This window comes from Pseudoalteromonas sp. T1lg22, assembly GCF_002964645.1.
Lineage (GTDB): Bacteria > Pseudomonadota > Gammaproteobacteria > Enterobacterales > Alteromonadaceae > Pseudoalteromonas.
The window spans coordinates 99,018-115,969 of sequence record NZ_PQBY01000002.1 but is presented as its reverse complement, the minus strand read 5'-3'; the positions used below and the strand labels follow the sequence as shown (position 1 = coordinate 115,969).

At 49.5% G+C, this 16,952-nt stretch carries 15 protein-coding genes and 2 tRNA genes; 10 read left to right on the top strand and 7 right to left on the bottom strand.

Annotated features, from left to right (window positions below; genetic code table 11):
* Positions 1–207 precede the first annotated feature (207 nt).
* From C2M24_RS00500 to C2M24_RS00490, 3 genes are all read left to right on the top strand, one after another.
* Positions 208–846, top strand: a complete 639-nt coding sequence (locus C2M24_RS00500) for an HD domain-containing protein (RefSeq protein ID WP_199774401.1) — start codon at positions 208–210, stop codon at positions 844–846.
* Entirely contained in the window at positions 839–1,237 is a 399-nt protein-coding gene (locus C2M24_RS00495) for a VOC family protein (RefSeq protein ID WP_105199163.1), read from the top strand. Before C2M24_RS00500 ends, C2M24_RS00495 begins: the two co-directional genes overlap by 8 nt.
* An 88-nt stretch (positions 1,238–1,325) precedes the next feature.
* Entirely contained in the window at positions 1,326–2,036 is a 711-nt protein-coding gene (locus tag C2M24_RS00490) for a M48 family metallopeptidase (RefSeq protein WP_158683671.1), read from the top strand.
* An 89-nt stretch (positions 2,037–2,125) separates the two neighbouring features.
* Here the strand turns inward: C2M24_RS00490 and C2M24_RS00485 are convergent.
* Both C2M24_RS00485 and C2M24_RS00480 read right to left on the bottom strand, forming a co-directional pair.
* A tRNA-Tyr gene (locus C2M24_RS00485) sits at positions 2,126–2,210 on the bottom strand.
* Positions 2,211–2,248: 38 nt separating this feature from the next.
* A tRNA-Tyr gene (locus tag C2M24_RS00480) sits at positions 2,249–2,333 on the bottom strand.
* A 285-nt stretch (positions 2,334–2,618) separates the two neighbouring features.
* Between C2M24_RS00480 and C2M24_RS00475 the strand changes: the two genes are divergently transcribed.
* Positions 2,619–3,155, top strand: a complete 537-nt coding sequence (locus tag C2M24_RS00475; protein WP_105199165.1) for a hypothetical protein — start codon at positions 2,619–2,621, stop codon at positions 3,153–3,155.
* Positions 3,156–3,202: 47 nt separating this feature from the next.
* Here C2M24_RS00475 and C2M24_RS16055 read toward each other — a convergent pair whose 3' ends face one another.
* On the bottom strand, positions 3,203–3,661 hold the full coding sequence (locus tag C2M24_RS16055) for a YchJ family protein (RefSeq protein WP_105212945.1): 459 nt from the start codon (positions 3,659–3,661) through the stop codon (positions 3,203–3,205).
* Between the two features lie 193 nt (positions 3,662–3,854).
* On the bottom strand, positions 3,855–4,313 hold the full coding sequence (locus C2M24_RS00465) for a hypothetical protein (protein ID WP_105212944.1): 459 nt from the start codon (positions 4,311–4,313) through the stop codon (positions 3,855–3,857).
* Positions 4,314–4,545: 232 nt separating this feature from the next.
* Here C2M24_RS00465 and C2M24_RS00460 point away from each other — a divergent pair, with 232 nt between their 5' ends.
* Positions 4,546–5,838, top strand: a complete 1,293-nt coding sequence (locus tag C2M24_RS00460; protein ID WP_105199168.1) for an NCS2 family permease — start codon at positions 4,546–4,548, stop codon at positions 5,836–5,838.
* Between the two features lie 305 nt (positions 5,839–6,143).
* Positions 6,144–7,121: an HTH-type transcriptional regulator CysB gene (gene cysB / locus C2M24_RS00455; protein ID WP_105199169.1), complete on the top strand. Its 978-nt coding sequence runs from the start codon at positions 6,144–6,146 to the stop codon at positions 7,119–7,121.
* 72 nt (positions 7,122–7,193) lie between these two features.
* Here cysB and C2M24_RS00450 read toward each other — a convergent pair whose 3' ends face one another.
* The 3 genes from C2M24_RS00450 to pabB form a co-directional block, all read right to left on the bottom strand.
* Positions 7,194–8,570, bottom strand: a complete 1,377-nt coding sequence (locus C2M24_RS00450) for an L-serine ammonia-lyase (RefSeq protein WP_105199170.1) — start codon at positions 8,568–8,570, stop codon at positions 7,194–7,196.
* A 97-nt stretch (positions 8,571–8,667) separates the two neighbouring features.
* Positions 8,668–9,246, bottom strand: a complete 579-nt coding sequence (locus C2M24_RS00445; RefSeq protein ID WP_105212943.1) for an NUDIX hydrolase — start codon at positions 9,244–9,246, stop codon at positions 8,668–8,670.
* A gap of 10 nt (positions 9,247–9,256) precedes the next feature.
* Positions 9,257–10,609 carry an aminodeoxychorismate synthase component I gene (pabB, locus tag C2M24_RS00440; protein ID WP_105212942.1) on the bottom strand — a complete coding sequence of 451 codons (1,353 nt, stop codon included), beginning with the start codon at positions 10,607–10,609 and terminating at the stop codon, positions 9,257–9,259.
* 157 nt (positions 10,610–10,766) lie between these two features.
* Between pabB and C2M24_RS00435 the strand changes: the two genes are divergently transcribed.
* From C2M24_RS00435 to C2M24_RS00420, 4 genes are all read left to right on the top strand, one after another.
* Positions 10,767–12,293, top strand: coding sequence for a fumarate hydratase (locus C2M24_RS00435; protein WP_105199173.1), 1,527 nt, complete (start codon positions 10,767–10,769; stop codon positions 12,291–12,293).
* 54 nt (positions 12,294–12,347) lie between these two features.
* On the top strand, positions 12,348–14,420 hold the full coding sequence (locus tag C2M24_RS00430; RefSeq protein ID WP_105212941.1) for a S9 family peptidase: 2,073 nt from the start codon (positions 12,348–12,350) through the stop codon (positions 14,418–14,420).
* A 366-nt stretch (positions 14,421–14,786) separates the two neighbouring features.
* Entirely contained in the window at positions 14,787–15,827 is a 1,041-nt protein-coding gene (locus tag C2M24_RS00425) for a Leu/Phe/Val dehydrogenase (protein ID WP_105199175.1), read from the top strand.
* A 250-nt stretch (positions 15,828–16,077) separates the two neighbouring features.
* On the top strand, positions 16,078–16,737 hold the full coding sequence (locus tag C2M24_RS00420; protein ID WP_105212940.1) for a CatA-like O-acetyltransferase: 660 nt from the start codon (positions 16,078–16,080) through the stop codon (positions 16,735–16,737).
* The last annotated feature ends 215 nt before the right edge of the window (positions 16,738–16,952 follow it).

Sequence of the window (16,952 nt, the reverse complement as noted above, 5' to 3'; positions counted from 1 at the left end):
TGCAGCTCCTGATAGTAAATTGAGGCGCTATTCTAGGTAGTCGCAGGCCGATACTCAAATTTAATTTTGCCAATTAGCTATCAGTCCTTTATTGTCGGTTACAATGACCTGGGCGCTGATTTTATAATGCGCCTGAATAAGCCTATAACTAAGCCAAGCACAGAGCGAGAAACAGTGAATAATCAGGCCCTAATATTGCCCGAAGCAATGCAGCAATTAGAACAACAATGCCGAGAATTTATCCTTGATTGCGGCAGTGCCGATGCGGCCCATGATATCACCCATATCGAGCGCGTGGTGCAGGTGGCCAAACGCTTGTGTGTGCAAGAGCAGGCCGAAATGGCGGTGGTTTTACCGGCAGCTTGGCTGCATGATTGTGTGGCGGTAGCGAAAAACCATCCGGATCGTGCCAAGGCTTCTTTGCTGGCCGCCGATAAGGCGCTGACATTTTTGCATAGCATAGGCTACGAAACGCAATATTTAGAGGCCATTCATCATGCCATTGTTGCCCATAGTTTTAGCGCCAATGTCACCCCGCTGACGCTGGAAGCACAAATAGTGCAAGACGCTGACCGTATGGATGCCTTGGGCGCGGTGGGGATCAGCCGCTGTATGAAGGTGGGCGGCGCCATTTGCCGCGGTTTGTATCATCCTAACGATCCTTTTTGCCATGAGCGCGAGGCGGATGATGGCAAATACACGCTCGATCATTTCTTCGTTAAGTTACTGGGTTTAGCCAGCACCATGAACACTCACAGTGCTCGCATTGAAGCCGAGCATCGCACCGCCTATATGCAGGACTTTTTACGTCAACTCGGACACGAGATTGGGATGAGTTATGACTAAGGCACCATTACTACGAGGAGTACATCATTGTCACCTGCAGGTAAAAGACATGCAGCAGGCCCTGGTGTTTTATCGTAATGTGATGGGCTTTGAGATAGTCCCGGAGCTGGAATTTTGGTATCACCATCAGGACGATGGTCCACTTATGTTGCAAGATCAGGCAAAGACCATTTGCCTGGCATTGTTTGAAGGCAGCCGCAGCAGCAATGGTATTGCCTTTGCCGCTGATGCGCAGGCCTTTGTCCACTGGCTTCGCCACCTTGAAGGGCAGGACGTTAAGGTAACTTTGGCGGATCACCAGGTTTCACATTCACTCTATTTTCGCGATCCCAGTGCCAATATGCATGAGATCACCTGCTTTGAATATGAAGCGGTGCATAAATTGCTTTAACCTTGGCTTGGAGCGGCTAACCACTGTCTGCAAAAGCCTGATATCATTCATCTGAACGATTAGCTAACATTTTAGACAAGGCCTTATTGTGCTCCGAAATTTGGCACCCGATGTGCCGATGGACTATCAAATCACCTACAGCGGGAAACGCTCGACCGTCGCCATCATAGTCAAACGCCAACAACTTCTGGTTAAGGCGCCAACGGGCACCTGTGAGCGCTTTATCGCCGAGTTTGTCGCCAGTAAACGAGATTGGATCAGCAAACAACTAGATCGTCAGGGTGAACTGTACAGGCTTAAAAGTCGCCCCCTGGATGATGGAACCTTAAGTTTATTCGGTAGGTCTGTGCCTGTGGTGATCAAAGGTGCTAAGGCCAGCTCGGTGAGATTACAAGATAACAGCATTGAGCTGTGTATTAGCGCTCGAGTCCGACATCAGCAGGAGAAAGCCAAAGAGCTCTTACTGGCATTTATGGCCGAGGAGTTAGCGCGCTTTATTTATATGCGATTAGATTATTGGCAATCGCGCATGGGCGTAAAGGCTGTGGACATTAAGGTACGTGTATATAAACGCCGCTGGGGCAGTTGTGATCGTCGGCACAGGCTGACCTTTAATACTCTGCTGGCGGGGGCACCAACCTGGGTGATCGATTATGTTTTAGTGCATGAGCTGGCCCATATTCGATATATGGATCATGGTCCAAGGTTTTGGCATTTGGTTAATCAACATTGTGCACAGACGCAAGAAGCTAAGGCCTGGTTACGAGAGCAGGGAACGAGTTTAGAATTGGCGTTTTAATACCAAGCGATGCCATGGTTAGGCTCGATGCGTTATAGCACGTTACCGATGAGCTAGGCTTTATTTACTGGAAACTAGTAAGAAAGAAGTGGTGGAGGGAGCTGGATTCGAACCAGCGAAGGCAGTGCCGTCAGATTTACAGTCTGATCCCTTTGGCCGCTCGGGAACCCCTCCACTAAAAATGGATGCGCGCTTATTAAACTTTAGAAAAGTGGTGGAGGGGGCTGGATTCGAACCAGCGAAGGCAATGCCGTCAGATTTACAGTCTGATCCCTTTGGCCGCTCGGGAACCCCTCCTAAGCAACGGCGGCGATAATAGCAAACTGAGCTTTCAAGTAAAGAAAAAAACTAAAGAAATACTAAATTATGCCGATAACCGCATAGATATAAGTCATCTTGTCGAAAGTTTATGCAAATCAAGGTTGTCGCTTTTTAAGATAAAATCACGATATGAAAGCACAGAAACAATTTGTCAGCGCATAACACGCCAACACAAACCATAAATACTGGGCACTGGGTCAGGTAGGTCTATACTCATTAAGGCAGTATTAAAGGTAGTAAAACTCACCTGAGGATAGTGTTATGAACAAAACAAACGCTCTACTGCTGAGTGCTTCACTGGCCGCTTTGGCCGGCTCAGCCATTGCTGATGAAGATAAACAAGCCTTATTAGAGGATGCTTTGAGCGCCGCACCGCCGACGTTAAGAGATAAGGTAACAGTGATGGACTGGCAACAAAATGTGTTGCAAGAAGGCAGCAGTAATTACACCTGTTTTCCTACACCACCTAGCCTAAGCGGCACCGCACCCATGTGTATGGATGGGCCTTGGATGGAGTGGGCGGATGCCTGGACCAATAAAAAGCCGTTTCAGGCTAAAGCGGTAGGTATTTCCTATATGCTGGCCGGAGATGGTGGTGCCAGTAATACCGACCCTTATGCAGAAGGGGAGACGGAAGATAATCAATGGATCGTAGAAGGTCCACATTTGATGATTATTATGCCGGATAACGCTCTTTTGGATAGCTTACCCACAGATCCCTATGCAGGTGGCCCCTATGTTATGTGGAAAGGAACTCCCTATGCGCACATTATGGTGCCGGTTGGCCCAAGAGAATAAGTGCTCTTCTCAACGCCCACACAACCCCAGTGAGGGCGTTTTTTATTCTAGCTTCCACAACACTTTTTAAATTTCTTTTCGCTGCCACAGGGGCAGGAGTCATTGCGACTGAGTTTACGTTCTGGTGTGGGCATCAGGGTGCCCGCGTCGTAAAGCCAATGACCATCTTGTTGGATAAAGGTCGAGCGCTCATGAATACAGCACAGGCTATTAGCAAATAGATAATAGGCCTTAAATTCAACCTCGGCTGGATAGGCAGAGAGGTCGGTGTCGACTATCTCAAGTTTGGTGAATTTAGCCGCTTCGGCAAATTCGGCGACATCTTCTGCCTGATTCTTCTTGAGGGCTGCCGCCGAGCAAGTGGCAACTAAATACTCAATGGCTTGGGTGCAAAAGGCGCTGTAGCGCGATTTCATCAGAGTAAGGGCATCACCAGCTTGTTCACTCCCGCTGATAAAGCGGCCACAACAATCGGCATACTGTTTCTCAGACCCACAATAACACATACATGATCCCACAAAGGCAAAAGCCGCATTTTATACCAATTCACTTAAATAGCTAATCGCTCTGGCGGGGTAAATATCATGCTTACGGCGTTGTGATTTTTCTATGGAGAATAACTACATAAGAAAAATTTCGCCTTGTTAGCGTATCATTTATCCAGCGCTATACCCGATCACATACTTAACAGAATTGGTATTAGCAAATTTGCATGGCTTGGGGCAGCGTGGTCTGAACGGCATCGGAATCCGCGTCAGCATCGGAGGCAAAGCAATATAATTGCGCCTTGGCCTGATGGGTATTGAGTTGCATGGCTTCAAGTTGCTCCAAGGTAACAATATCCGTCCAAGTAACAATGGCGGCGAAGCGACCGTTTTGCAGTGCACAATTAAGCATATATTCGCAATCAACAATGTGTTTGCGGCGGATCACCAAGAGCTTACTGGTGTCGATAGAGCAAGAATCTAGCAGGTCGCGGCTGGGGATATGATCCGGTGCAACCAGCAGGGTCCAACCATTACTGCTATTGTAGCGGTGGATAATTTTCAGTAATTCAAAAGACGCCGAGATCTCATCTTCTGTATGTACCAGGTTAATGGCCGCCGGGTTTTCTTGCTGATAGCTTTTTACGTGTCGAACCGCTGCTGTATGTAACATAATTGCCTCGCTGGGGGTAAAGTAAACGATATACAGTGTTTTATACAGTATTCATATACAGTAGTTTATACAGTTGTTGGGTGCAAGCTTTTTTTTCCTCTTTTTTAAACGGTATTTTTTAGCCGAGATTAAAAGTTTGCACGGAAATATGGGTTAAAGCCGCTATTTATGCGGTCATTTGTCCGTATTTGTGCTAGCATTGCCGGCTTGTTTATTAGCTCGAAAAAGACCAATGCTAGAGAGTGTTTTTAAGATCAAAGCGCATGGAAGCTCTGTGAAACGTGAGGTGATTGCCGGTATCACTACCTTTATCACCATGGTGTACATTGTTTTTGTTAACCCGGCGATGCTGGCGGAAGCGGGGATGGACCAAGGCGCGGCCTTTGTCGCTACCTGTATTGCCGCAGCAATTGGCTGTTTTATTATGGGTTTTTGGGCCAATTACCCGCTGGCCTTGGCGCCGGGAATGGGGCTGAACGCCTTTTTCACTTATGGTGTGGTGCTGGGCATGGGTTACACCTGGCAAGCGGCATTGGGCGCGGTCTTTATGTCGGGCAGTATCTTTTTACTGCTAAGCCTGTTTAAGGTGCGGGAATGGATTATCAACGCCATTCCCTTAGTGTTGAAAAGAGCCATCGCCACGGGTATCGGTGCATTTCTAGCCTTGATCGCCTTAAAAAATGCCGGCATTGTTGTTGCCAGCCCGGCGACCCTGGTGCAGATGGGCGATATCACCAGCAGTGGTCCGCTTTTGGCTATTTTGAGCTTCTTTATTATTGCCGCCTTGCTGTATCGCGATATCAAAAGCGGTGTTTTGATCAGTATTATGCTGGTTACCTTGGTGGCCCTTGGGTTGGACTTGGTTGAGTATCAGGGTGTTGTCTCGGCGCCGCCTTCTATTATGCCGACCTTTATGCAACTGGATTTCGCCGGTGCCCTTGAGCTCTCTATGCTCAGCGTGGTCTTTGCATTCCTATTCGTTGATTTATTTGATACCTCGGGCACCTTGGTTGCGGTAACGCAAAAAGCGGGCCTAGCCGATGATGAAGGGCGTATGCCGCGCTTGGGTCGTGCATTAAGCGCCGACAGTAGCGCTACCATAGCCGGCTCCATGCTGGGCACCTCAACTACGACTTCTTATATTGAGTCGGTGGCCGGTGTTTCCGTCGGTGGACGCACGGGTTTAACCGCCGTTGTGGTGGGCCTGTGTTTCTTATTGATGATGTTCTTTGCGCCATTAGCCTCCATGGTGCCGGCCTATGCCACTGCGGGGGCGATTTTGTATGTTTCTATCTTGATGCTGCAAAACCTGAAACTGGTTGATTGGGACGATATGACAGACGCCATCCCTGTGGCCGTTGTATTACTAATGACGCCGCTGACCTTCTCGATTGCCCATGGTATTGCGCTAGGCTTTATCGCTTATACGGCCGTGAAGGTGGTTTGTAATAAGGCCAACGAGGTCAGTATCAGTGTCTGGATACTCAGTGCCTTATTTGTGCTCAAGTTTATCTTCCTGTCTTAATTAAGAAGGCCGCTGTTAAGCGGCTTTTTTCTTCCCTTGCGATAATGCACTCGCTGTTAACATGAGGGTGTTAGCGTAAGCACAGTGTGCGTAATGGTAAGACCTCTGGAGCTGACAGCTAAATCAACAGTACCGAGTGGCAATTAAATATGCTAGCCTAACCCTCCGCAATAGTTGGCTCATTTTGACGTTTACCGATTCGTCGTTTGGCTGTCTAAATTGACATGTTGCGGCGCCCAGCGCTGCCCCTTGTGGCCGCTGCTTGTGTTTGTTTTTAAGTAAAATAATAAAAGAAAGTAAATATCATGAAATTACAGCAGCTAAAGTACATAGTTGAGGTGCTTAATCATAACCTCAATGTGTCCGCCACCGCAGAGAGTCTTTATACCTCCCAGCCGGGGATTTCTAAGCAAGTTCGTATGCTTGAAGACGAGCTCGGTGTGCAGATATTTGGCCGCAGTGGTAAGCATTTGACCCATGTTACCAGCGCCGGTAACGACATTATTAATATTGCTCGAGAAATTCTTTCTAAGGTTGAGGGCATTAAAGCCGTGGCCAATGAGCATACCTTGCCGGATCAGGGTAAACTCAATATTGCCACCACCCATACTCAAGCCCGCTATGCCTTACCCGGTGTGATCCAGGGCTTTATGAAAAAGTATCCGGCGGTGTCCTTGCATATGCATCAGGGCACGCCACAGCAAATCTCTGACGCCGCCGCCCGCGGTGATGCGGATTTTGCCATTGCCACCGAGGCATTGCATTTGTATTCGGATCTAGTGATGCTGCCTTGTTATCACTGGAATCGCAGTATTGTCGTGGCTAAGGATCACCCCTTGGCGAAAAAGGCCCATAGCCTCACCATAGCCGATATTGCCCAATATCCACTTATCACCTATGTCTTTGGTTTCACCGGTCGCTCCGAGCTGGACAAGGCCTTTAACGCCCATGGTCACGAGCCGCATATCGTCTTTACCGCCACCGATGCGGATGTGATTAAAACCTATGTGCGTTTAGGATTGGGAGTGGGTGTGGTTGCCTCTATGGCCATAGATCAGGTGAGCGACACAGATCTGGTCTGTATCGATGCCAGTCATTTGTTTGAAGCCAGCACCACTAAGATTGGCTTTAGAAAGGGCACCTTCCTGCGCGGCTATATGTACGACTTTATCGAGCGTTTTGCCCCGCATCTGACTAAAGACAGAGTAGAAAAAGCCTGTTTGTTGCGCAACCAGGACGATGTGGATGCCATGTTTGCCAATATTGAGCTGCCGGTACGCTAAGCGCTGGCGCTTTTGAGCGTATTAAAAAAGGCGACCTTAGGTCGCCTTTTTTATTTGTAACTCGAAGCCGAATTAACACTCAATAATATTAACCGCAAGACCACCACGGGCGGTTTCCTTGTACTTGGTTTTCATATCATTGCCCGTATCCCACATGGTCTTAATCACCTTGTCCAGGGACACTTTTTGCTCGCCGCTGCCACGCATGGCCAGACGAGAGGCATTAATGGCTTTCACCGCGCCCATGGCGTTACGCTCGATACAAGGTACTTGCACCAGACCACCAACCGGATCGCAGGTTAGGCCCAGGTTGTGTTCCATGCCGATTTCCGCAGCATTCTCAACCTGAGTGGCATTGCCACCCATGATTTCGGTGAGTGCACCGGCGGCCATGGAGCAGGCCACGCCCACTTCGCCCTGACAGCCTACTTCGGCGCCGGAGATAGAAGCGTTTTTCTTATACAGGATGCCAATAGCCGCTGCGGTGAGCAGGTAACGGGTGGCGATTTCCTTATCCACTTCCTTGATAAAGGTGTGGTAGTACATAAGCACCGCAGGCAAAATACCCGCCGCACCATTGGTCGGTGCCGTAACCACACGGCCACCGGCGGCGTTTTCTTCATTCACCGCCAAGGCGAATAAATCAACCCAGTCCATGGCACGCAGTGGGTCGTTATTGCTCTCAACATTGAGCTTTAAATACAGGCTTGGGGCACGACGGCGTACCTTAAGACCACCGGGTAAAATACCTTCCGTGCGTATGCCGCGCTCGGTACAGGCTTTCATTACTTCCCAGATATGGAAGAGTTCATCGCGAATATCGCTCTCGCTGCGCAGCGTTTTTTCATTGGCCATCATCAGGCTGGAGACGCTTAGCCCTGACTCTTTACACAGCTCTAAAAGCTCCTGGGCGCTATCAAAGAGGTAGGGCGCCGGATTTTGCTCGCGAATATCCAGTGCCGCCTGTTTTTCTTTATCGAAATCTTCATCGCTGACGATAAAGCCGCCGCCGATGGAGTAGTACACCTGGGAGGCGATAATCTCTTTGTCTTTAAAGGCTATCAGCTCCATGGCATTCGAATGCTTGGGCAAGGTTTTACGGCGATGGAAGACAATCGCGCCTTGCTTGGGAAATTTGACCTGATGCTTTTTGTCGAGGTGAATGACTTGCTCTTGCTCGATTTTGTCTAGGATATCCGGTACCGCATCGGCATCAACGGTTTCAGGATCATAGCCGGCTAATCCTAAGATCACCGCCTTACCCGAGCCGTGGCCGACCCCCGTTTGGCCTAACGAGCCAAACAGCTCGGCTTTAACTTCGGTAACATCCTTAAGCTTACCTTGCTGCTCAAGAGCTTGGACAAACAGTCGCGAGGCACGCATAGGGCCTACTGTGTGCGACGAGGAGGGTCCAATACCAATGCTGAACATATCGAATGCACTGATCATATAACCTATTACTCACATAACCTTTGAACGGTCGGCCATGATAACGTTAAATAATTATAGATGTAATCCCGGGAACTGATTTTCTTTGCGGTGTTTTTTAGCTGTTCAGGCCAAGCTGTTGAATGAATTGGTTGATGATGCGCTCGGTAGCGCCCCATAGCACTCCGTAGGGCGTGTTCAGTAAAGGGAATTCTAAGGGGGAACCGCTGCGCTCAACGCGAAGAGGGTACCAGTTTTGGCGCTCAACCAGGGTTGAAAAGGGCATAAAAAATGCGGCATCCACTTCATTGCGATCCAGTTGCCAATGGGCACCTGGGTGCAGATAGGCCAGATAGGGGGTAATGACCATGCCGCCCAGGGTTTCGATGTCCTCGAGGTGACCGATAATATCCACCTCGCGCGGGGCAATATTGAGTTCTTCATGCAATTCTCGCAGTGCCGTGTGCCTGAGACTGGCGTCCTGGCGCTCCTGCTTGCCGCCGGGAAAACATAGTTGACTGGGGTGACTGCGTAAATGGCGAGGGCGTTTACACAGCAGGACCTGAGCGCCCTGGGGCGAGTCGCTAAGCAGCATAACCACAGCGCTGCGACGTTTTGGGTGGCGCTTGGGCTGCGGATCTGTAACCTGCGAGAGGTTAAAGCGGCTGATCAACTGGGCACAGGTACTGGCTGGCAAAAGGCGATACTCACTCTAATACGGGTAAGATTTTATTTACCTTATGGTAGGTTTCCTGGTATTCCAAATCAACATTTGAGTCCGCGACTATGCCGCCGCCGGCCCAGCAGTAGAGCTTATTTTCGTTCGCAACCAAGGTGCGAATGGTAATGCTGGTGTCCATATCGCCGCAGGCGCTGAGATAACCGATAGAGCCGCAATAGGCGCTGCGTCTGTGTGGCTCCAGCTCTTCGATGATCTCCATGGCGCGGATTTTCGGCGCTCCGGTGATCGAGCCTCCTGGAAAAGCGGCGCGCAGCTGATCTATGGCGGTTTTACCTTCGGCCAGTTGGGATTGCACCGTGCTGACCAGGTGGTGTACCGCCGGGAAGCTCTCGATAGCAAACAGTGAGGGCACGGTGACGCTGCCGGGTTTAGCCACCTTACCTAAATCGTTACGCAGCAAATCCACTATCATGACATTTTCGGCGCGATCCTTTGGCGAGCTGGCAAGTTGCTCGGCCAGCGCCTTGTCTTCTTGCGCGTCCTTACTGCGCGGCAGTGTGCCCTTGATGGGCTTGGTTTCCACCTGCTTGCCTTTTACCTCGATAAAGCGCTCCGGCGAGATGGACAAAATGGCGCCTTGGGTTAGGCGAATAAAAGCGGAAAAGGGTGCTTTGTTATGCTCGCGCAGACGCTGATAGGCTTGCCATTCGCAGCCCTGGTACTGGGCGCAGAAGCGCTGTGCCAGGTTGATTTGATAACAATCGCCGCTGCGCAAATAGTCCTGAATTTTCGCAAATTGCTGCGCATAAAACGCATAACTCATATTCGATTGCCACTTTGAGCTCAGGGCAAAGCCACCGGCCTTTGGGGTCTTTTCAAGCTGGTTGAGGTATTTTTGTAATCCGGCTTCGGCGTCGATACTAGGCTGCGCCAGGTAATACCATTGCTTGGCGGTCTTATCAAAAATAAGCGCATCGAGATACAAACCAATTTGCATCTCGGGCAGGTGAATATCTTTTTCGGCGGTTTCGGGCAGACGCTCCAATAAGCGACCCAGGTCGTAGCCAAAATAGCCGAGCCAACCGCCGTTAAAGGGCAGGCCATAAGGGGCTCTGTCCTGACAGAGTGCGCCGAGCTCGGCCTGCATTTGCACAAAAACGTCTTGTTCTAGGGGCTGGTTGTCCAACATAGCCTTGCCATCTTCAACACTGAGCCACTTGGTGGGGGCAAAGGCGATGATGTCATAGCGACTATTGACATGGCTATCGCTTGCCGAGTCGAGGAAAATAGCCCCCGGCAAATGGTGAAAATGGGTAAAAACATCACAGGGTTGTGCCTGTATTGGCGCCTTGATGCAGTGCAATTGCGATTTTGTCATTATCTTCAACTCGAAGAGCTAGCCCGAAACGGGCTGGGAGGGTATCATAAGTTACACTTTTTCAGAAGTCGCGGTCTCTCACCGTGCGCACGTCACCGAGTTGTCGTGCCTGCCATTGCTTGTTAATGGCACCACGACCCAGTATGAAGGAAGATTTATGAGCACTATTCGTCAGCAAGACTTCATCGACAGCATTGCCGATGCGTTGCAGTACATTTCGTTTTATCACCCATTGGATTTTGTTCAGGCGCTTGAAAAAGCATATAACAAAGAGCAAAACAAAGCGGCAAAAGATGCTATTGCACAAATCCTAATTAACTCTCGTATGTCTGCTGAAGGCAAACGTCCACTGTGTCAGGATACGGGTATCGTGACCTGTTTCGTAAAAGTGGGTATGGACGTGAAGTGGGATAAAACGGACATGACGGTGCAGCAAATGGTTGACGAAGGTACCCGTCGCGCTTACCTAAATCCGGATAATCCACTGCGTGCCTCTATCGTTGCCGATCCTGCTGGTTCACGTAAGAACACCAAGGACAATACGCCATCTGTTGTGCACATCGACCTGGTACCAGGTGGTGAAGTGGAAGTGATGATCGCTGCTAAGGGTGGCGGCTCTGAAAACAAAACCAAGATGGTCATGCTTAACCCGTCTGACGATGTCGCCGAGTGGGTTGAAAAAACCTTACCAACCATGGGCGCAGGCTGGTGTCCGCCGGGCATGCTGGGTATAGGTATCGGCGGTACCGCAGAAAAAGCCGCGGTACTGGCAAAAGAATCTCTTATGGACCCGGTTGATATTCACGAGCTAATGGAGCGTGGCGCCGAGACTACAGAAGAAAAACTGCGTCTGGAAATCTTCGAGCGCGCTAACAAAACCGGTATTGGCGCACAAGGTCTGGGCGGTTTAACCACGGTTGTTGATATCAAGGTTAAAACTGCGCCAACGCACGCGGCCTCTAAGCCGGTGGTGATGATCCCTAACTGTGCGGCGACCCGTCACGTACACTTCACGCTAGATGGCAGCGGCCCGGCCGACCTTAAAGCGCCAAAGCTTGAAGACTGGCCAGAAGTGACTTGGGAAGTGGGTGCAGACACGCGTCGCGTAAACCTTGATACCCTGACCAAAGACGATATCAAAGAGTGGAAAATGGGTGAGACCGTGCTACTAAGCGGTAAAATCCTCACCGGTCGTGATGCTGCGCACAAACGCCTGCAAGGCATGATCGAAAGCGGTGAAGGCATGCCAGAGGGGGTGGATTTCACCAACAAGTTTATCTACTACGTGGGCCCGGTTGATGCCGTTGGCGACGAAGTGGTAGGCCCAGCAGGCCCAACAACTTCAACGCGTATGGATAAATTCACCGACCTGATGCTGGAGAAAACCGGCCTTATCGGCATGATAGGTAAAGCAGAGCGTGGCCCGGCAACCGTTGAGTCAATCAAAGAAAACAAAGCGGTTTACCTGATGGCCGTCGGCGGTGCCGCTTACCTGGTTGCTAAAGCAATCAAGAAAGCCCGCGTGGTGGCGTTTGAAGACCTGGGTATGGAAGCCATCTACGAATTTGAAGTGGAAGACATGCCTGTAACCGTAGCGGTAGACAGCGAAGGTGCCAATGCGCACACTCAAGGTCCAGCTATTTGGAAAGCAAAAATCGAAGAATTGGACGGCGCTTTAAAGTAATGTCTAAACCTTAGAAAAAGAGCGCTTTTGCGCTCTTTTTTATGGAGTAAAATAATGATAACAACAACTCGTATCGCCGCCGCATTGGCGCTAAGTGGTCTCAGCCTCAGTGGTTTCAGTCAAAGTGCTCAGGCCGATGTACTGACGGTAGATAAACTTAATAACCTAAACAAAATTCACAGCGTGGCGCTGTCACCCGATGGTAATACCCTGATCTACGCCATTAAAACGCCTGAGGGTAGTGAGCTTTACGCCCAGACGCTAAATGCAATTGGTGCGATGGCCTCGTCGCTGCAAGCGCAACCGCCACAAGTAAAGCAATTAACCTACAGCGCCGGCACCGAGTCGGATGTCAGCTTTAGCGCCGACGGCAAGGGCATCTATTTTCTATCGTCGCGTTCCGGCTCACAGCAACTTTGGTATTTGCCATTAGCCGGCGGTGAAGCCAAGCCTATCACCCAATTCCCGCTGGATATCGAAGGCTATCGTTTGAGCGCTGATAACCGCTCCTTGGTGGTGACGTTTGATGTGTATCCCGAATGCGACACGCTTGCCTGCTCACTCGACAAAGAAAAGCAACAGCAGAGTGTTGCCCATAATGCACAGGTCTACGATAGCCTGATGGTGCGTCATTGGGATCACTGGAATGATGATAAGGTCAGACATTTATTTGTTGCCAGCATGGGCAAGGAGATCATTAAAGATGCCAAAGACCTGACGCCGCAATGGCAAACTGATGTGCCGGCCAAACCATTTTCCGGCATGGAAGAAGTAGCCATCAGTCCGGATGGGCAAAAGGTGGTGTTTAGCGCCAAGGTGAAGGCCAAGGACAATGCCTGGAGCACCAACTTCGATCTGTTTGAAGTAGCCATTGAAGGCGGTGCGGTGCGTAACCTGACCGAGGAAAATAAAGCCTGGGACTCAAGCCCGCAGTTTTCCAGTGATGGTCGTTATCTTGCCTATAAGGCCATGAGTAAACCCGGCTTTGAAGCGGATAAGTTTACCCTGCAATTGATTGACCTGCGCACTGGTGAGCGCCAGTCCATGGCACAGCAGTGGGACAGAAGCGTCGACAGCTTTAGCTTTGGCCCTAATGGCCGTGCAATCTATGCCACCGCCAAAGATTTAGGACAAACCAGCTTATTTGAAATCAGCACCGCCTTTGGCGATGTGCGCAGCCTGTTCTCCGACGGTTACGTCGGCGATGTGCAGGTGCAGGGTCAGCAGATCATCTTCTCCCGCCACGCCCTTAATTCTCCCAAAGAGCTGTATCGTATTAATCGCGATGGTGCCGGATTAAGTCAACTGACTCAGGTGAATAAAGCCAACCTAGAAACCCTGCAACTGGGTGAGACGGAGCAATTTTCGTTTACCGGCGCCAACGATGAGCAGGTGTATGGCTATTTGGTTAAACCGGCCTTATTCGACCCGCAGCAACGTTACCCGCTGGCGTTTTTAGTGCACGGCGGCCCGCAGGGTTCATTCGGCAATATGTTCCATAGCCGTTGGAATGCGCAGTTGTGGGCGGCACAAGGTTATGGCGTGGTGATGATAGATTTCCATGGCTCGGTGGGCTACGGCCAGGAATTCACCAACTCTATCTCCCGGGATTGGGGCGGTAAGCCGCTTGAGGACTTACAAAAAGGTCTGGCCTATGTGAAGAGCAACTATAAGTGGCTTGATACCGATAATGGTTGTGCGCTCGGCGCCTCTTACGGCGGTTATATGATGAACTGGATAGCAGGCAACTGGCCGACCGGCTTTAACTGCCTGGTAAACCACGCCGGTTTGTTCGATATGCCGAGTTTCCACCAAAGCACCGAAGAGCTATGGTTTGCCGAGCATGAAATGGGCGGGCCATTTTGGGCTAAAGACGCGGACTATAAGCGTTATAACCCGGCCAACTTTGTTGAAAACTGGCAAACTCCTATGTTGGTGATTCAGGGCCTGAAGGACTATCGTGTGCCTTATGCGCAAAGCCTGGGTGCCTTTACTACCTTGCAGCGCAAGGGCATCGACTCGCGCCTGGTGGTTTACCCGGATGAAAACCATTGGATCCGCAATCCGGATAATCTTAAACACTGGTATGAGCAAGTATTTACCTGGATGGCGAAATACACTCAGTAATATCACCTAGTCTGACCAGTAACCTTGGGCTGGCGCTTTTTCGGCGCCAGCTCCCGCCACCTCGGGGTTAGACAATTCCCCAATGCGTATTAAAATATTTACATCATTATTGCCGTTGACGTAAACGTCACTAGCTAAGGGGTAGATGTTATTACTAAGCTGGCTTGAAGTGGTTCCTAAATTTGCTTTTTGGTATTTACCTGCATAATTTTTTCAAATAATTAAGGTAAGTGGGAAGCAATATTTGCATTGTTAACCAGTCGAGACTTTATCATCTCATTGAGTGGTAAGAGACGTGACTTAGTGATAGAGTCAGCGGCAATTTCAGCGCACCCGTATCTCGGGTATAAAGTTCGGAGAATAATAGTGGCTGTTTTTAATCAAGTTGACTTCGATAACCACGAGCAGGTGGTATTTTGTAGCGATAAAGAATCAGGCCTTAAGGCAATTATCGCAGTTCACAACACCAAGCTAGGTCCAGCGGTAGGCGGTTGTCGTCTGTGGAACTACGCCAGTGATGAAGACGCAGTAACAGACGTTCTGCGCCTGTCTAAGGGTATGACTTACAAAAACGCGGTAGCGCGTTTACCGTTCGGCGGTGGTAAGTCGGTGATCATAGGTGATGCGAAAACGATTAAATCGGAAGCTTTGTTCCGTGCCTTTGGTAAGCAACTAGAGCGTATGGGTGGTAGCTACTACTCGGCCGAAGACGTAAACATCACCACAGGTGATGTGATGGTTATGCACAAAGAGACCAACTATGTAATGGGTCTTGAAGGTAAAAGTGGTAACCCTTCGCCTTTCACCGCGCTAGGTACATTCCTAGGTATTAAAGCAGCGTATCAGCACAAGCACGGTCACCAAAACCTTGAGGGCGTCAAGGTTGCAGTACAAGGTTTGGGCGCGGTTGCTTACGACCTATGTAAACACCTGCACAATGCCGGTGCTGAGCTATTCGTAACAGACATCAATGAAGAGTCTGTTGCCCGTGTTGTTAATGCGTTCAATGCGACTGCCGTGGGCATCGATGAAATCTATGACCTGGATGTAGACGTATACGCACCTTGTGCCCTGGGCGCAACGGTAAACGACAATACCATTCCACGCCTTAAGGCTGGCATCATTGCCGGTTGTGCAAACAACCAGCTAGCCGAGTCTCGTCACGGTGAAATTCTGCGTGAGAAGGGCGTTCTTTACGCACCGGATTACGTGATCAACGCTGGTGGTATCATCAACGTATACTACGAGACGAAAGAAGAAGGTTACAGCGCAGAAGCGGCTACCAAGCACGTTGAGGGCATTTACGATACCCTTATCGAAATCTTCCAACGTTCAGACGTTGAACAGGTTTCTACGCACGTGGTTGCTGACGAACTGGCTGAAGAAATTATTGCCAACGGGCTTTAATCTTTTCTTATGCCAATTCTGTTAAGTATGTGATCAGATATAGCGCTGGATAAATGATGTGATAACAAGGCGGAACTGTTCTTATGTAGTTATTCTCCATAGAAAAATTCCAACGCAGTTAGCACGATATTTAGCCCGCTAGAATGATTAGCTATTTAAGTGAATTGGTATTACTTGCGCGTAATAGATTGCGCCGCAATGATGAATAAGGCATGCTCCAGAGCGTGCCTTTTTTATACGTAATTACCTTATGTCAACATCCTACACTTATGTCGATTTAGATAACTGGGAAAGGCAGCAGCACTTTTCCTTTTTTAAAGATTTCCAACAACCTTACTTTAATGTGTGCGTCAGCCTCAGGGCCGAACCCTTGTACGATTATTGTCGTGTTCAGCAAAAGTCTTTTTTCTTAGCCTATCTTTATTTAGCACATATTAGCGCCGCCGAATATTGGCCCATGGGTCTGCGCATTGTCGATGGCCGTCCGGTGCATTGTGCCAACCCCAGTATCAGCGTGGTGCAATTGGCGGACGATGACACCTTTCGTTTTAGTTATTTGCCTTCGGTGCAAGGTTTTAGCGAGTATTGTCAGCAGCACGCTCAGGCAAAGACCCGAGCCTTACAACAGCCCTTGTTTAGTGAAGGCTTTGCCGAAAGTGAAGGGCGCTGTGATTTAATTCATGTGTCTGTGCTGCCTTGGCTTAACTTTTCCGCCTTTTCTCATGCCACCCATGAGGGTAATGCCAGCGGTGTGCCTAAGCTGGTATTTGGCCAATATGATAAGGGCACGGGCAGCATGACCTTATCTTTAGATGTGCACCATGCGCTCATGGATGGCCTGCATAGCGGCCAGTTTATTGGACAATTACAGCAAAAATTTCGCGATCCGCAGCGCTACCTAACCGGCTAGTTAACAGTTAAGCCATTAAAAATGTGAAGGTGGACGCTAAATGATCAGGTAATCCTTTGTAATTAAGCCACAAGCGTGTAAAGTGATACGTTCATCTTATGTTAATGTTGCCTCAAACCAAGAATTAAGAATTCAAATAGGCTAGGTGCGCTTTACTTTTATTTCCATGACGTTAATTTTCAGCATATTTACTTTTGTATTTTTGACTCTTGCTG